This window comes from Aromatoleum evansii (genome assembly GCF_045689615.1).
GTDB lineage: Bacteria > Pseudomonadota > Gammaproteobacteria > Burkholderiales > Rhodocyclaceae > Aromatoleum > Aromatoleum evansii.
Map to the genome: position 1 here is coordinate 3766896 of NZ_CP141259.1, position 16097 is coordinate 3782992.

At 66.5% G+C, this 16097-nt stretch carries 18 protein-coding genes; 14 read left to right on the top strand and 4 right to left on the bottom strand.

Annotated features, from left to right (window positions below):
• Positions 1-40 precede the first annotated feature (40 nt).
• On the top strand, positions 41-811 hold the full coding sequence (locus U5817_RS17570; protein WP_407278258.1) for a flagellar brake protein: 771 nt from the start codon (positions 41-43) through the stop codon (positions 809-811).
• A 67-nt stretch (positions 812-878) separates the two neighbouring features.
• On the opposite strand, the gene fliE is transcribed toward U5817_RS17570, so the two are convergent.
• From fliE to U5817_RS17585, 3 genes are all read right to left on the bottom strand, one after another.
• Positions 879-1202, bottom strand: coding sequence for a flagellar hook-basal body complex protein FliE (gene fliE, locus U5817_RS17575; protein ID WP_050414853.1), 324 nt, complete (start codon positions 1200-1202; stop codon positions 879-881).
• Between the two features lie 228 nt (positions 1203-1430).
• Positions 1431-2852 carry a sigma-54 dependent transcriptional regulator gene (locus tag U5817_RS17580; RefSeq protein WP_169132593.1) on the bottom strand — a complete coding sequence of 474 codons (1422 nt, stop codon included), beginning with the start codon at positions 2850-2852 and terminating at the stop codon, positions 1431-1433.
• Complete coding sequence (locus U5817_RS17585; protein WP_407278259.1) at positions 2849-4021, bottom strand: sensor histidine kinase; 1173 nt, start codon at positions 4019-4021, stop codon at positions 2849-2851. The genes U5817_RS17580 and U5817_RS17585 overlap by 4 nt, the downstream gene beginning before the upstream one ends.
• A gap of 163 nt (positions 4022-4184) precedes the next feature.
• On the opposite strand from U5817_RS17585, the gene fliF reads away from it, so the two are divergent.
• From fliF to fliR, 13 genes are all read left to right on the top strand, one after another.
• The gene (gene fliF, locus U5817_RS17590) at positions 4185-5843 is read left to right on the top strand and encodes a flagellar basal-body MS-ring/collar protein FliF (RefSeq protein ID WP_407278260.1); all 1659 of its coding nucleotides are present in this window, start codon (positions 4185-4187) and stop codon (positions 5841-5843) included.
• Positions 5840-6841 carry a flagellar motor switch protein FliG gene (gene fliG / locus U5817_RS17595; protein ID WP_169132590.1) on the top strand — a complete coding sequence of 334 codons (1002 nt, stop codon included), beginning with the start codon at positions 5840-5842 and terminating at the stop codon, positions 6839-6841. The genes fliF and fliG overlap by 4 nt, the downstream gene beginning before the upstream one ends.
• A 27-nt stretch (positions 6842-6868) precedes the next feature.
• Positions 6869-7573 (top strand): flagellar assembly protein FliH, encoded by a 705-nt coding sequence (locus tag U5817_RS17600; RefSeq protein ID WP_407278261.1) that lies wholly within the window; start codon positions 6869-6871, stop codon positions 7571-7573.
• Positions 7570-8973: a flagellar protein export ATPase FliI gene (gene fliI / locus U5817_RS17605; RefSeq protein WP_407278262.1), complete on the top strand. Its 1404-nt coding sequence runs from the start codon at positions 7570-7572 to the stop codon at positions 8971-8973. Before U5817_RS17600 ends, fliI begins: the two co-directional genes overlap by 4 nt.
• A gap of 93 nt (positions 8974-9066) precedes the next feature.
• The gene (fliJ, locus tag U5817_RS17610; RefSeq protein ID WP_169132587.1) at positions 9067-9522 is read left to right on the top strand and encodes a flagellar export protein FliJ; all 456 of its coding nucleotides are present in this window, start codon (positions 9067-9069) and stop codon (positions 9520-9522) included.
• A gap of 78 nt (positions 9523-9600) precedes the next feature.
• On the top strand, positions 9601-10893 hold the full coding sequence (locus U5817_RS17615) for a flagellar hook-length control protein FliK (protein ID WP_407278263.1): 1293 nt from the start codon (positions 9601-9603) through the stop codon (positions 10891-10893).
• A 91-nt stretch (positions 10894-10984) separates the two neighbouring features.
• Complete coding sequence (gene fliL, locus U5817_RS17620; RefSeq protein WP_407278264.1) at positions 10985-11545, top strand: flagellar basal body-associated protein FliL; 561 nt, start codon at positions 10985-10987, stop codon at positions 11543-11545.
• Positions 11546-11554: 9 nt separating this feature from the next.
• Positions 11555-12559, top strand: a complete 1005-nt coding sequence (fliM, locus tag U5817_RS17625; protein WP_407278265.1) for a flagellar motor switch protein FliM — start codon at positions 11555-11557, stop codon at positions 12557-12559.
• Entirely contained in the window at positions 12552-13028 is a 477-nt protein-coding gene (gene fliN, locus U5817_RS17630) for a flagellar motor switch protein FliN (RefSeq protein ID WP_407278267.1), read from the top strand. Before fliM ends, fliN begins: the two co-directional genes overlap by 8 nt.
• Before the next feature lie 262 nt (positions 13029-13290).
• Positions 13291-13710 (top strand): flagellar biosynthetic protein FliO, encoded by a 420-nt coding sequence (fliO, locus tag U5817_RS17635; protein WP_407278268.1) that lies wholly within the window; start codon positions 13291-13293, stop codon positions 13708-13710.
• A complete protein-coding gene (fliP, locus tag U5817_RS17640) occupies positions 13700-14458 on the top strand; it encodes a flagellar type III secretion system pore protein FliP (RefSeq protein ID WP_169132567.1) in 759 nt (252 codons plus the stop codon). Before fliO ends, fliP begins: the two co-directional genes overlap by 11 nt.
• A 16-nt stretch (positions 14459-14474) precedes the next feature.
• On the top strand, positions 14475-14744 hold the full coding sequence (fliQ, locus tag U5817_RS17645) for a flagellar biosynthesis protein FliQ (RefSeq protein WP_050414840.1): 270 nt from the start codon (positions 14475-14477) through the stop codon (positions 14742-14744).
• Positions 14745-14752: 8 nt separating this feature from the next.
• Positions 14753-15535 carry a flagellar biosynthetic protein FliR gene (fliR, locus tag U5817_RS17650; RefSeq protein WP_169132568.1) on the top strand — a complete coding sequence of 261 codons (783 nt, stop codon included), beginning with the start codon at positions 14753-14755 and terminating at the stop codon, positions 15533-15535.
• A gap of 107 nt (positions 15536-15642) precedes the next feature.
• Here fliR and U5817_RS17655 read toward each other — a convergent pair whose 3' ends face one another.
• Positions 15643-16092, bottom strand: a complete 450-nt coding sequence (locus U5817_RS17655) for a hypothetical protein (RefSeq protein ID WP_169132569.1) — start codon at positions 16090-16092, stop codon at positions 15643-15645.
• Positions 16093-16097: the final 5 nt, after the last annotated feature.

Genomic DNA, 16097 nt, shown 5'->3' on the forward strand with positions numbered 1-16097 from the left:
AGTCGTGCTATAAACACCGTTTTGCCTCAACTCGTTGCCGATGCCCGCCCCCTCCGAAACCACGACGACGCAACGACCGCTGGATGCAGACGCCTTCGCCCGCTACGCAGTGCGTGACCCGCTCGAGGTCGCTCACCTGCTCAAGGCGCTCGTCGAGAAACGCCTGCTCCTGACCGCGTTCATCGACGGGGGTGAATCCTTCATCACGCTGACGCTCGCGGTGACCGACGACGGGGCCGTGATCGTCGATGCCTGCCCCGACGAAATCCGCAACGCGAAGGCCGGCAGCGCCGCACGCCTCGTCTGCACGACGCGCCTCGACAACGTGAAGCTGCAGTTCGCGCTGGAAACTCCGGCACGCATCGACTACGCGGGCAGGCCTGCCCTGCGCGCGGCGCTTCCCGAGAGCATCATCCGCCTGCAACGGCGCGAGTTCTATCGCCTGCCGACGCCCCAGACCGAACCGCTGGTCTGCGTGATCACCCACGTACCCGAGAACGGCCGCCGACAGGAGGTGCTGGTCCGCATCGTGGATATCAGCGGCGGGGGACTGGCGGTGCTCGTGCCGCCGAGGGAGCTCCCCTTCGAGCCGGGCACCGAATACAGCCAGTGCTCGCTCCGCCTGCCCGATGGCAATCCCCTGCCGGTGAGCCTGAAGGTCAGGAACCTTTTCGAGGTCGAGAAGGCGAACGGGGTGAAGGTGCTGCGTGCCGGCTGCGAGTTCATGGGCCTATCGAACCCGGCGACGGCGAGAATCCAGCGCTACATGTTCAAGCTCGAACGCGACCGGCGAATGCGCGAGGAACACTGAAACCGACCGCCAAAAACGCAGAAGCCGCCTCGCGGGCGGCTTCTGCGTCTGCATGCCCCGAACCGGGTCAAACAGGCATGTTCATGATGTCCTGATACGCAGTGACGAGACGGTTGCGCACCTGCACCATCTGCTGGAACGACAGGTTGGCCTTCTGCAGGTTGACCATCACGTCCTGAAGATTGACGTTGGGGTCGCCGGCGGAAAACTCCTGGGCCATGCCGCGCGCTTCCTGCTGCGCGGCGCTCACGTCCTTCAGCGCCCCTTGCAGCACTTCGGCAAAATCGACGCCGCCAGCCGCCTGGTTGGCGGGCGCGGACGACTTCGCCCCTGCCGCCTGGGCAGTGGCACGCAACTCGCCGATCATCTGGTTGATTCCACGCGTATCCATACGCTCGACCTCGAGACCGAGTATCCGTTGTCCTCAGTCTAGCAGAGCAATCGTCGTGCCAAAAGCTTGTAACGGCAACCGGCTTCCGTGGGAGCGGCTTCAGCCGCGAATTGGCGCCTGACGGGACCCCGTCGGTTGATTCGCGGCTGAAGCCGCTCCCACAAAAACCCGCTCGGCCGTTATGCAAACCCACCAAGCCACTTTGCGCCTGGCTTTCAGCGTCATGCGCTACACCTCGTAGCCCTCGTCGCGGTACTGCTGCAGCTTGTAACGCAAGGTGCGTTCCGAGATTCCGAGCTTTTCGACCGCCCGTTTGCGCGATCCGCCGACTTCGCGCAGCGTGGAAAGTATGTGTTCGCGCTCGAGATCCCTCATGTTTGCCGGCCGACCGACGCCGGCGGGATCGGGTCTCTGCGCAGGGGAAGCGGCAACATTTTCCGGCAACACGGCAAAATTTGCCGGCACAGGTGCCGTTTCGAACCGGGGCCCCGTTTCAGCCGCCCGCGCCGCTTCCGTCGCGACCCAGTTCGGCAGGCACAGATGCACCGTCTCGGCCGTGATCGTGTCGCCAGCGGCAAGGATCAGCGCGCGCTGCATGGCGTTCTCGAGCTCGCGCACGTTGCCGGGCCAGGAATGGCGCACGAGCAGTTGCTCGGCTTCGGGGCTCAGCCGCGCGCGCCGCTTGAGGCGCTCGCCGTGGCGTGCGAGGAAGTGGCGCGCGAGCGGCAGGATGTCGCCGGGACGTTCGCGCAGGCCAGGGATCGCGAGGGGGAAAACGTTGAGGCGGTAGTACAGGTCCTCGCGGAAGCGGCCGGCGGCGACCTCCCGCGCCATGTCACGGTTGCTGGTGGCCAACACGCGGATGTCGAGTTCGACCGGTTTCTTGCCGCCGACGCGTTCGACCTCGCGCTCCTGCAGCACACGCAGCAACTTGGCTTGCAGGGCGAGCGGCATCTCCGAGATCTCGTCGAGCAGGATGGTGCCGTCCTGCGCCTGCTCGAACTTGCCCGGCTGGGACGTCTGCGCGCCGGTGAATGCGCCCCTCTCGTAGCCGAACAGCGTCGCCTCGAGCAGATTCTCGGGAATGGCGGCACAGTTGATCGCGACGAAAGGTCCTGTCTTGCGCGCCGAGTGGTCGTGGATGTAGCGCGCAAAGACTTCCTTGCCGGTACCCGATTCGCCGGTGAGCAGCACCGTGGCATCGGTGTCGGCGACGCGGGCGGCAAGCGCGAGCAGGTTGCGCGTGTGCGGATCCTCGGCCACGGTATCCTCGGCGCCCGGCGGCTGGGAGGCATAGCGCCGCACGTGTTCGAGGAGGACGTCGGGCTCGAAGGGCTTCATGAGGAAATCGCAGGCACCTCCGCGCATCGCGGCAACCGCCTTGTCGACGTCGCCGTAGGCAGTCATCAGCAGGACGGGAAGCTGGGGCAGGCGCGAACGGATCTCGCCGAGCAGTTGCAGGCCGTCCATCGGCTGCATGCGGAGGTCGGTGACGACGAGGTTGAATGCCTGCCGGCCGATCTCGACCAGCGCAGCGGGTCCTCCATCGACGCCGGTGACGCGATGCCCGCCCATTTCCAGCGTGAGACACACGGCGTCGCGCAGCGCGGCGTCGTCCTCGACCACGAGGATGTTGATCTGTTCGATCATGAGGGTTCCTTCGTTGCCGTGACCTCGCCCCCCTCTTCGGGACTGGGCAGCGGCAGGCTGAGGATGAACAGGGCGCCCTTGCCCGGGCTGGATTCGACGGCGATATCCCCGCCGTGGGCCCGCGCGACGCCGCGCGCGATCGCGAGCCCGAGGCCGGTGCCGTCGGCACGGGTGGTGAAGAAGGGGTCGAACAGGCGCGCCTGGTGGGCCGGCTCGATGCCGCGGCCGTCGTCGCGGATGTGGAAGTACACCGCGTCGCCATCGAGCCTGGCCGTGAGTTCCACCGCGCCACCGGGCTCAGTGGCCTGGATGGCGTTCTCGAGCAAGTTCGTGATCGCCCCGCCCAGGGCCTTGCGGTCGCCGAGCAGGGTCGCGTCGCCGCATTCGCAGGACGACGAAAAGGCAATCTGTCGCGCCCGAGCCAGCGGTTCCAGGGTATGCACGAGCTCGCCGGCGAGGTCGCAGATGCCGAAGCGCTGGCGACCGAGGCTGTCGCCGCGCGCGAAGAGCAGCATGTCGCGGATCAGGCGTTCGAGGTAGCGCAGGCGCTCGATCGCCCGTTCGGCCACGCGCGCCCGATCGGCCGGGGCCAGCTCGGGCTGCTTGAGGTTGCCCGTGTAAAGCAAGGCGGCGGCAAGCGGAGTACGCAGCTGATGGGCAAGGCCGGCAACCATCTCGCCCATCGCCGCCAGCCGCTCGTTGCGTTCGGCCTGCAGGCGCATGCGGTGCGCGTCGGTGACGTCGTGCAGCAGGATGATGCGCCCCTCGCCGGATTCGAGTTCCGCCTCGGACAAGGAAACCCGGCGCGCACCCGCCTCCTCGCCGACGGTCATTTCGCCCGGCGTTTCTGTGGCATGCAGGGCTGCGGCAAGTTCAACCCACGGGCGGCCGGCAAGGTCGCAGCCCAGCAGGATCTCCGCCGCGCTGTTGCACTGCCCGACACGGCCGCCGCGATCGAGCATGACGACCCCCGCAGGCAGCGCGCCGAGCAGCACCGCGAGGCGTTCGGTGAGTTGCGCGACCTGGCCCTGGAGCGCGTTGTAGGCGGTGGACAGCTCTTCGGACGCGCGCGCAAACATCTCGAACGCCTCGGCGAGCTGGGCCGCGTCGAGGCGCTGCCCCACGCCGGGCACGGCATTCGGGGAAGCAGGAGGTGATTCAGCGGACATGGCTTGCAGGACCTGTTTTCACGGCTGGCAGATTAAGCTCCCATGCGTCCATGTTAACCGGCAAATAGGCGGCAAAAAATGCCGCTTTTCCACTCGCGCGATTTGCGCGCGCAGACGGACAATGCCGTCATCCGTAAGAGTGACGTGATCGAAGGACTCCACCATGGCCACCGCCGACACCGCCGTTGATCGGGGAACCCCGCCGCCGGCCCAGCAGGCGCTGCAGCGCTTCAATGAGCTGAGCCAGCGCCAGAAGCTTGCCGCGGGCGCCGCCGTGGCAATCGCCATCGCCATGCTGGTGGGGGTCTGGCTGTGGTCGCGGGCACCTGACTATGCAGTGCTGTTCTCGAATTTCGAGGAGCGCGATGGCGGCGCGATCGTCACCGCGCTGCAGCAGCAGAACGTCCCCTACAAATTTGCCCCGGGCGGCAACGCGATCCTGATCCCGTCGGGGATGGTGCACGACGTGCGCCTGCGCCTTGCCGCGCAGGGGCTGCCCAAGGGCGGGCTGGTCGGTTTCGAGCTGATGGAGAACCAGAAGCTCGGCGTGTCGCAGTTCCACGAACAGGTGAATTTCCAGCGCGCACTCGAAGGCGAACTCGCACGCACCATCCAGTCGATCGCGTCGGTGGCGTCGGCGCGCGTGCATCTGGCGATCCCGAAGCAATCCGGATTCCTGCGCGACGAGCAGAAGCCGACCGCCTCGGTGATGGTGAACCTGCACCCGGGACGGACGATGGATTCCGCCCAGGTCGCCGGCATCGTCCATCTGGTCGCGTCGAGCGTGCCGCAACTCGCGAACGACCACGTCAGCGTGATCGACCAGAACGGCACCCTGCTGACGAACCGCCCCGACCCGCTGCGCAACGCGGGCCTCGATGCGACCCAGCTCAGTTACGTGCGCGAGGTCGAAGCGGGCTATATCCGCCGCATCGAGACGATCCTCGCTCCGATCGTCGGCGATGACAACTTCAAGGCCCAGGTCACCGCTGACGTCGATTTCAACCAGGTCGAGGCGACCGCCGAGACTTACAAGCCGAACCCCTCGCCCGACCAGGCGATCCGCAGCCAGCAGATCAACGAGCAGGGGATGCGCGAGCCGGCCGCACAAGGCGTGCCCGGCGCGCTGAGCAACCAGCCACCCGTTCCCGCCACCGCGCCGATCACCTCGCCTCCGGTCGCGCCCGGAGGCACACCCGGAGCCCCGGGGGCCGCCTTCACGGGCAATCGTGCGGCGACGATCAACTATGAACTCGACCGCACGATCCAGCATACGAAGCAGGCACTGGGTCAGGTGAAGCGCCTGTCGGTAGCGGTCGTCGTGAACCACCGCAACGAAACGCTGCCAAATGGAGAGTCGCGCGCGGAAGCGCTTTCGGATGAGGAGATCGCCCGCATCACCAGCCTGGTTCGCGAGGCGATGGGCTTCAACCAGGCGCGCGGCGACAGCCTGAACGTGTCGAGCGCGCCGTTCGCCGCCGGCCGTGCCGAATCTCAGGTACAGGTGCCGGTATGGAAGGATCCGGAGATGGTGGACCTCGGCAAGGAAGTGCTGAAGTATGTCGTGATCCTCGTCGCCCTCGCCTTCGTGTATTTCGGCGTGGTGCGTCCGCTGCTGCGAACGGTGGCACCGCCGCCTCCGCCGGCCCCGGCACCGGAAGAGGAGGAGGAAGGCGCGGTGGTGAGCTTGTCCCACCTGCAACCCGAAAACACCTTCGACGCGAAGTTGACCCGGGCCAAGGAACTCGCCACGTCCGACCCGCGCGTCGTCGCGAACCTGATCAAGGAATGGATGGGCGTCAATGAGGAAGGCAAGAGATGAGCTCAATGGATGAAGGCCTCGAAAAGAGCGCGATGCTGCTGCTCGCGCTCGGTTCGGACGAGGCGGCAGAGGTCCTCAAGCTGCTCGGCCCGAAGGAAGTGCAGAAGCTCGGCATGGCGATGGCCAGCCTGCCTTCGCAACAGCGCTCTAAGGTCGAGGCGGTGCTCGACGAGCTGGAGGAGCATCGCATCAAGGGGGCACCGGTCGAGGCCGACGAGGAGCAGATCCGCGCGATGCTGACCAAGGCGCTCGGCGACGAGCGCGCCGGCCACATCATCGCGCGCGTGCTGCAGGGCTCGGACACCGCGGGCATCGAGAGCCTGAAGTGGATGGATGCCGTGACCGCGGCCGACCTGATCAAGAACGAACACCCGCAGATCATCGCCACCATCCTCGTGCACCTGGAATTCGACCAGGCGGGCGAAATCCTCAAGCAGTTCCCCGACCGCCTGCGCAACGACGTGATCCTGCGCATTGCCACGCTGGACGGCGTGCAACCCGCCGCCCTCAAGGAACTGAACGAGGCGCTGGCACGCATGCTCGCGGGCGCCTCCACGGTCAAGAAGGCCTCGATGGGCGGCGTGCGCCACGCCGCCGAGATCCTCAACTTCGTCGGCGTCGCGGCGGAAACGGCGGTGCTCGACAACGTGCGCGAGTACGATCCCGACCTCGCGCAGAAGATCCTCGACGAGATGTTCGTGTTCGAGAACATCCTGGACATCGACGACCGCGGCGTGCAGACGCTGTTGCGCGAAGTGCAGTCCGACTCGCTCGTCACTGCACTCAAGGGCGCTGCGCCCGAGCTGCGCGAGAAGATCTTCAAGAACATGTCGCAGCGCGCCGCCGACATGCTGCGCGAGGATCTCGAGGCGAAGGGTCCGGTGCGCCTGTCCGAGGTCGAAGCGGAGCAGAAGGAAATCCTCAAGGTGGTGCGTCGCCTCGCCGAGGAAGGCCAGATTGTGCTCGGCGGCAAGGGGTCCGAAGATGCCTTCGTGTAAGCCCCCCCAAGCGCTCGGGAGCCGGTCATGAGCATCTCTCGCCATCAGGCGGTCGGCGCCTACCGTCGCTGGGAGCCGCCGGCGTTCGGCGAACAGGAAGAACTGCTGCCCGAGACGCCCGAGGCCGACCTCCCTCCCCCTGCTCCGCCGGAACCCGTTGCAGAGACGGCTCCGCCGCCCGAGCCTCCCCCTGCAGTGCAACCGGGCATCCAGCTGCCAACCGCGGCCGAGATCGAAGCGATGTTCGACGATGCGCGCCGCGAGGGCTATGAGGCCGGCTATGCGGAGGGGGCAGAACTCGCCCGCCAGCAGGCGAGCCGCCTCGCAGAACTGGCCGACGGGCTCGACGGGGCGCTGAAACAGCTCGACCAGGAGGTCGCGGACGAAGTCGTCGGGCTGGCGATCGAGGTCGCGCGCCAGATGGTCCGCCGCGCACTGGCCGAAAATCCGGAAGAGGCGCTCATCGAAACCGTGCGCGCGGCATTGAACCAGCTGCCGCAGGCGCAGGTGCGCATCCACGTGCATCCCGACGACGTCGCGCTGATTCGCACCTACATTGCCGAGCAGCCGACTCACCTGCACCACCAGATCATCGAGGATGACTCCGTGACGAGAGGCGGCTGTCGGTTGCAGGGGACCGCGAGCGAGATCGACGCGACGGTGGAGACGCGCTGGCGCAGAATCCTCGAGGGTCTCGGCCAACGCGCCCCCCACTGGGATGACAGCAAATGAACACGACGCACGCCGCTGCGTGGACCGGCTACCTCGACGCCCACCGGCGCCAGTTGGCGAACGTGAATCCCTTCGAGGTGTCCGGCCGCCTGACGCGCATCAACGGCCTGGTCATGGAAGCGGCCGGGCTCCGCCTTCCCCTGGGTGCGGATTGCCGAATCCTCGCGAGCGGCGGCGCAACCGTCGAAGCTGAGGTGGTCGGCTTCAATGGCGACAAGCTCTACCTGATGCCGACCGACGACGTCTTCGGCCTCGCGCCGGGGGCCGCCGTGATGCCGGTGGAGCCCGCCCCGCCACGCATCGTCCTCGGTGCCCGGCTGGTGCCCCGACGCCGCACCTCCGACCGCGCCAAGCACTTGCCGGTCGGCGAACACATGCTGGGTCGCGTCGTGGACGGCGCGGGCCGCCCGCTCGACGGCCTCGGTCCCCTCGATGCGAGCGAAAGCCGCTCGCTGCAGAGCCGCCCTTTCAACCCCCTGACGCGGGCGCCGATCAACACCGCGCTGGACGTCGGCATTCGCGCGATCAACGCGCTCCTCACCGTCGGGCGCGGGCAACGCCTCGGCCTCTTCGCCGGCTCGGGCGTCGGCAAGTCCGTGCTCATCGGCATGATGGCGCGCTACACGTCGGCGGACGTAATCGTGGTCGGCCTGATCGGCGAGCGGGGCCGCGAAGTCAAGGAATTCATCGAACAGAACCTCGGGCCCGAGGGTCGCGCGCGCTCAGTCGTGGTCGCCGCGCCGGCCGACACCAGCCCGCTGATGCGCCTGCAGGGTGCGGCGTATGCGACGACGATCGCGGAGTACTTCCGCGACCGCGGCAAGCAGGTGCTGCTGATCATGGACTCGCTCACGCGCTATGCAATGGCCCAGCGCGAGATCGCCCTCGCGATCGGCGAGCCGCCGGTGACGCGCGGCTATCCGCCGAGCGTGTTTGCACGCCTGCCGGCCCTGGTGGAGCGAGCCGGCAACGGGCTCGAAGGCGGCGGCTCGATCACGGCCTTCTACACAGTGCTCGCCGAGGGCGACGATCAGCAGGATCCGATCGCCGATTCGGCGCGCGCGATCCTCGACGGACACTTCGTGCTGTCGCGCGCGCTCGCCGACCAGGGGCATTACCCTGCGATCGACATCGAGCAGTCGATCTCGCGCGCGATGCACGGACTCGTCAGCCCCGAGCACTTCGAGCTCGTGCGGCACTTCAAGCAACTGTTCTCGCGCTACCAGCGTTCGCGCGACCTGATCGCCGTCGGCGCCTACCAGCCCGGCTCCGACCCCCTGCTCGACCGCGCCGTGGCCATGTATCCCAGACTGGAAGCCTTCCTGCAACAACGGATCGACGAACAGGAAAGCTACCCCAACGCCCTTGCAGGCCTTGGCGCACTGTTCGCCCCGGGGTGAGCGTTGTCACGGGCCCTTGCGGCCCCACTCGTTTAGAATGCTTACAAAACCACATCGCACCGGGCCGTCCACCGGCGCCGGACGTTTCGCACAATGAGCAACCCCTTTCCCCTCAAGCCACTGCTGGAACTGAGCCAGACGCGCATGGACGACGCGGCGCGCCGTCTGGGCGAGCTCATCGCCAGCGAGCAGGAGGGCACGCGCAAGCTCGAACTGCTGCAGAATTATCGCGACGAATACGAGTCGCGTTTTCATGAAGCCGCGCGCAACGGCATCAGCCCCGACGAATGGCGCAACTTCAGCGCCTTCATAGGCCGCATCGACGACGCCATCGCCGTGCAAAAGGCCAACGTCGAACGTTCCCGCCAGATGACAGCCGCCGGCCAGCACGCGTGGATGACCCAGCGCAACAAGGTCAAGGCCTTCGACACGCTGCAGAAACGCCACGACCTCGGCGAGGCGCGCAAGGAAGCGCGCCGCGAACAGCGACAGTCCGACGAGCACTCGGCCAAACGCTACGTCAATCGCGAAGACAGCGACGAATCCTGAGTCGTTGCCCGCCGTTTCCAAGCTTGGCACACAGCTTGCTGAAGTGACGGCAGATACAGCCGTGAAAGGGAATCCACCATGTCGAATCAGGTCTTGACCAGCATGTTGCGCCTGAATGCTCCGTCTGCTGCGGCGCAGCCGCTCCAGCGTGCCGCAGAGGAAGGCCGGGCCGGCGGAAGCGAGCTGAACGACGACAGTTTCTCCCGCGCGCTCGACCGCCGCATGAACGCGGCCGAACGCCCACCCGCTCGCCCGGAACGGGAAAGACCGCAGGAACGCGCCGCACAGACGGGGGAGCGTCCTCGCAGCGATGCATCGGGCGAGACGCGGCGCAGCGGCGAAGCGAATGCACCCGCGCGGACCGACGACACGCGCAACGCGGATAGGGCCACCGCCGACACGGCCGACGCAGAAAAGACCGGCGATGATGCTACGCAGGATGCAGCAACGGCGGAGGGCGGAGCGCAGGAGGGCACGGGCGCCCGCCAGGACAGCGCGACGGCGGATCCCGCCGCCCAGGCGGCAAGCCTTGCCGCCCTGATGCCGGGCGTTGCCGCCTTGCCGGCAGCTGAAGCTCCGGCGGAAAGCGATGCCCTGCTGACCTCCGATGTGCTCCTCGACACTCCGAAACGCAAGCCGGGAGCCTTCACGCTCGGCCAGCTGATTGCCGAAGCCGCCTCGCAGAACGAGGCGTCGGGAAAGGCCGGCGCGGAAGCGGGGAGCGTCGCCGATGCGGTTGCCAAGGTGAAGGCCGACATTGCCGGCGGAAACACGCCCGCAGCCTTCGGTGCACGCCTGCAGATGGCGACACAGCAATCTGCCCCACCGGCACCCGGCCTGCAGGCGCTCGAGGCCGACGCGCAGGCAGCCGGTCTGCACGCCTCGGCGTTTGCGCCCGGCACGGCGCGCACGGAACAGACGCCGCCGCAGTTGCAGGTCCACACCCCGGCCGGTCAACGTGCCTGGGCCGAAGACGTGGGCAACCGCATGATGTGGATGGTGGGACGCAACGAATCGAAGGCGGAACTCGTCCTCACGCCCGCCCATCTCGGCAAGATCGAGGTCTCGATCCAGGTCAACGGCGACCAGACGACCGCGCATTTCGTTGCCGCCTCGGCCGCTGCCCGCGACGCACTCGAACAGGCGCTGCCGCGCCTGCGCGAAGTGCTGCAACAGGCGGGTATCAACCTCGGCGAGGCGAACGTGAGCACGCAAGGCGACCAGCGCGCCCGGCAGGATTCGGGAAGCGGATCGGGCCGCGGGCGTCGCGGCGCCGACGGATCGAATCCGGTCGGCGACGCCCGGACTACTCCCCTCGCCCCTGCGTCCTGGTCCCGCACGGGCCTGGGCATGGTCGACACTTTTGCCTGAGGGATGAATTGGGGCCGGTCTTCCCCACTTTTCCGCAATTGGGTAACACGAGTTATCGCGGATAATTCAGTTGTGGAAACAGGAGAACTACATGGCCAAGGCCCCTACCCCCCCTCCCGCAGCAGCTGAAGCCCCCGCACCGGCGCCGAAACGGAGCAAGAAGCTCCTCATCCTGCTGATCGCCGGCGTCGTCGTTGTGGCATTGCTCGCGGCTGCGGTGGTGGGCCTGCTGCTGATGAAGAAGAGCCAGTCGGCCGACGCCGATGCGGAAGAAGCACCGGCCGTCGCGACTGTGGATTTGAACAAGCCGCCGACCTTCGTACCGATGGATCCCTTCGTCGTGAACCTCGCGCCGGCGGAAGGCGAGCGCTACCTCCAGGTCGTCATGGCCCTTCGGGTCGCCGATGCGAAGACGGGCGAAAACCTGAAGGCCTTCATGCCGGAGATCCGCCACCAGATCAACCTGTTGCTGTCGAGCAAACTGCCGTCCGAACTGTCTACGATGGAAGGACGCGAGGCGCTCGCGGAAGAGATCGTCCGTCGCACCAACGGTGTCCTCGGCACGCCACCCGCCAAGACGGGTGACGGAAAGAGCGCGGCCCCCGCGGGACCGATCCAGGCCGTGCTGTTCAACTCGTTCATCATCCAGTAAGAGGACGTCATGTCTTCCGATTTTCTCTCCCAGGATGAAGTCGACGCACTGTTGAAGGGCGTCGCCGGGGAGCCCGAGGAACAGGAAGAGGAACTCGGGGACCAGGCGGGTGTTCGCCCGTACAACCTGGCCACCCAGGAACGCATCGTCCGTGGGCGCATGCCCACGATGGAGCTCATCAACGAGCGCTTTGCCCGCTACCTGCGTATCGGGCTGTTCAACTACATGCACCGCAACGCCGAGGTGTCGGTCGGACCGGTGAAAGTGCAGAAGTACGGCGAATTCGTCCGCAACCTGGTGGTGCCGACGAACCTGAACCTCATCCTGGCCAAGCCCCTGCGCGGCACCGGGCTGATCGTCTTCGACCCGAACCTCGTGTTCATCGTCGTCGACAACATGTTCGGCGGCGACGGCCGCTTCCATTCGCGGGTCGAGGGGCGCGACTTCACCCCCACCGAGCAGCGCATCATCCAGGGCATGCTCAACGTCGTATTCGCCGAATACACGCGGGCCTGGGCACCGGTGTTCAAGATCGAGATGGAGTACGTCCGCTCGGAGATGAACTCGCAATTCGCGAACATCGCCACACCGTCGGAAATCGTCATCTCGGCAAGCTTCTCGCTGGAATTCGGCGGTTCGCAGGCGGACATGCACATCTGCTTCCCGTACTCGATGGTCGAGCCGATCCGCGACCTGCTCTATTCGACGATGCAGAGCGACCACCTGAGCCAGGACAACCGCTGGATCAGCCTGCTCTCGCGACAATTGCAGAGCGCCGATGTCGAACTGGTGTGCAACCTGGGCAGCGCGGAGGTCACTCTGCGCGATATCGTCAATATGCGCGTCGGCGACGTCATCCCGATCGACGTGCCCAAGACACTCGAGGCCGAAGTCGACGGCAGCCCCGTTCTCGAAGTGACCTACGGCAGGCAGGGCACGAATTACGCGATCAGGGTGGAACGCTTCCTCGCCAACGACGACGACTCCACAACATTCGGAGGCCGAAATGGCTGACAACGACAACGATCTCGACAACCAGGTCACCGAAGACGATTGGGCCGCAGCGATGATGGAACAGGCAGCGGCCGAAACCAGCCCGGACGCGGAGGCCCGCCGCGTTGCCGCGGACCTCGCGGCGGCCGCGGAATCGCCCTACCAGGCGAAACCGGCCAGCCACATCTTCCCCGACTTCGGCGCGTCCGCCCCGCGCACTGGCGGGCTCAACGACTTCGACATGATCCTGGACATCCCCGTCCAGCTCACCGTCGAACTCGGTCGCACCAAGATCTCGATCCGCAACCTGCTGCAGCTGGCGCACGGCTCGGTGGTGGAGCTCGACGGCCTTGCGGGCGAACCGATGGACGTGCTCGTAAACGGCACGCTGATCGCCCAGGGTGAAGTCGTGGTCGTCAACGACAAGTTCGGCATCCGCCTGACCGACATCATCACCCCCGCCGAGCGCATGCGGAAGATCCGCGGCTGAATTCTCAGGCGTAATCAAGCACATCCGCTCGCCCTGAGTCCGTCGCAGGGCACTGCTGGGGCTTCGACGGGCTCGGCCCGAACGCGACTTGCTTGCGGGGTTCGCAGGGCGAAAGACCCCGCTACAAAGCGCCGAATTGCCCCTCTTTTGCCCGTCTTATTGCACCCTCGGCAAGACATGCGCACGGGTATGCTTCTCCCATCCCAAGAAGCGCAGATCCGCCGTGAAGCAATTTCCGAAACTCCCAAAATCAGTCCGTCTCATGCCACTCGCGCTGAGCGCCGCCGCCTTGCCGCTGTTCGCCGCCGACACGGCGACTCCGGCCGCCCCAGGCATCACCGACGGCCTGGGCCAGATGCTGCTCGGCCTCGCGGTGGTTCTCGGCCTCCTGCTCGGCTGCCTGTGGCTGATCAAGAAGCTCTCGGCCCCGCACGGGGCCGCGGCCGGCTTGCGCGTGCTGGGCGCCGTGCCGGTCGGCCCGCGCGAGCGCGTCGTGCTCGTCGAAGTCGGCGGTCAGGTGCTGGTGCTGGGGGTCACGCCGACCAATGTCCGCACGCTGCATACCCTGCCCGCCGAAGCGCTGCAAAACACATCGCCCGACGCGCCCGCGACGTCAAACCCTTTCGGCGACTTCCAGGGCTGGCTGAAACGTTCGATGGAGCGTCGCAACGATGCGAAATGACGCCCGCTCCGGACTGATCCGCCTGCTCGCTCCGTTTGCGCTGCTGCTCGTGCCGGTCGCGGCCGGCGCACAGGGCCTGCCCGCCATCACCGGGACGCCGGCACCGGGCGGAGGCACGACCTACAGCCTCAGCGTGCAGACGCTGCTGCTGCTCACCTCCCTGAGCTTCCTGCCCTCGGTGGTGCTGATGATGACGAGCTTCACGCGCATCATCATCGTCTTTGCGCTGCTGCGCACCGCGATAGGCACGCAGACTTCCCCGCCGAATCAGGTGCTGCTCGGCCTGGCGCTGTTCCTGACCTTTTTCATCATGTCACCGATCGCCGACAAGGTGTACAACGACGCCTGGCTCCCGATGTCGCGCAACGAGATCCAGTTCGACCAGGCCCTTGAGCGCGCCACGGTGCCCGTAAAAGCCTTCATGCTCAAGCAGGTGCGCGAGCCGGATATCGCGCTGTTCGCGAAGCTGTCGAAGACGCCCCCGGTCGAGAAGGCGGAGGACCTGCCGATGCGCGTGGTGGTGCCGGCCTTCGTCACATCCGAGCTGAAAACCGCCTTCCAGATCGGTTTCCTTGTCTTCATCCCCTTCCTCATCATCGACATGGTGGTCGCCTCGGTGCTGATGTCGATGGGCATGATGATGATGTCGCCGGTGATCGTTTCACTGCCGTTCAAGATCATGCTGTTCGTGCTCGTCGATGGCTGGACCCTGCTCGTCGGCTCGCTCGTCGGCAGCTTCGCGGTGTAAGAGAGGAGATTCCGCCATGACCCCGGGTACCGTTGTCGATATCGGCCGCCAGGCGGTCGAGATGACCCTGATGCTGGCCGCGCCGATGTTCCTCGCCGCGCTGATCACCGGCCTGATCGTCAGCGTCTTCCAGGCCGCCACGCAGATCAACGAGATGACGCTGACCTTCGTGCCCAAGCTGATCGCCGTGTTCGTCACGATGGTCGTCGCCGGCCACTGGATGATCGCCCTGATCACCGACTTCACGCGGCGCCTGTTCGAGTCGATACCGACGATGATCGGGTAGCACGGGCAATGCTGAGCGTCACATCCGCCCAGCTCGACGCCTGGCTCGCGGCGCTGATGTTCCCGCTCGCGCGCCTGCTCGGGCTGGTGAGCGCGGCCCCGCTGTTCGGCAACCGCATGGTGCCCGTGCGCATCCGCCTGGCGGTCGGCATGGCGATGGCGATGGCGGTGCTGCCCGCCCTGCCGGCCATGCCCGAGGTCCCTGCAGACTCGATGCTGGCGCTGGCGATCCTCGCCCAGCAGGCCTTCATCGGCATCGCGATGGGCTTCATGATGCGGCTGATGTTCGCCGCGGTGGACGTCGCCGGCGAGATGATCGGCCTGCAGATGGGCCTGTCCTTCGCGGTGTTCTTCAGTCCGCAGACCGGCGGCCAGACCTCGGTGATCGCCGAGTTCCTCGGCCTGCTCACCCTGCTCGTGTTCGTTGCGATGAACGGCCACCTGATGCTCGTGAACGTCGTCGTCGCGAGCTTCGAATGGCTGCCGGTCGGCAAGCTGCCCAGGGGCGAAGGCTGGATGCTGATCGCGTCATACGCCGCCGTGATGTTCGCCTCGGGCCTGCTGCTGGCCCTGCCGATGGTCGCGGCGCTGCTCATCACCAACACGGCACTCGGCGTGCTCACACGCGCCGCGCCACAGCTCAACCTCTTCGCGGTGGGCTTTCCGGTGACGCTTTCGGTGGGTTTCGTGGTGCTGCTGCTGAGCCTGGGCAGCTTCGCGCCGGTGCTGCAACGCATCTTCGAATCCGGCTTCGACGGAATAGACAGGCTGCTGCGGGCTTTTGTCGGATAACCCGACCTGGATATTCCGTGCGGGCAGAGCCTGTCGAAGCCCTGCAGGTGCCCTTCGACAGGCTCAGGACGTACGGGGTCTTTGATTGCCGCCGTGACTGGCTGGCTTCAGATACCTGGGAAGGTCCGCGAGCGGCGGTAGCGCACTTCACCGCTCGCGACGCGGTGCGCGAATGGGCGGGTCGAATCGATGCCTTCCTCGAAGCGCATCACGTCGTACCCGGCAAATCCCTTCGATTCGGCGATTTCCCGCGCATTGCGGACGAAGACCTGATGCGCTTCGCCCTCCCCGCCCGTGGCCAGCCTCTTCATGCGCAGGTCGAAGCGCACGCGCTCCTCGTCGAGCCGGGTTACCGAAATGTCCCAGGTCGGCGCCAAGGGGTCGTAGATTGCATAGGCGATCAAGGCGCCGCCGATGAACTCGGGCTCGAACAGGTCAAGTTCCGACGCCGTGAGCGCAGCTCCCACCCCCGCGGCCACCTTCGTGCCGTGATCCTGCAGCAACGCGCAGCCCGTGAACACGGGCAGGATCAGGCACAGCGCGACGCGGACGGGCATGCAGA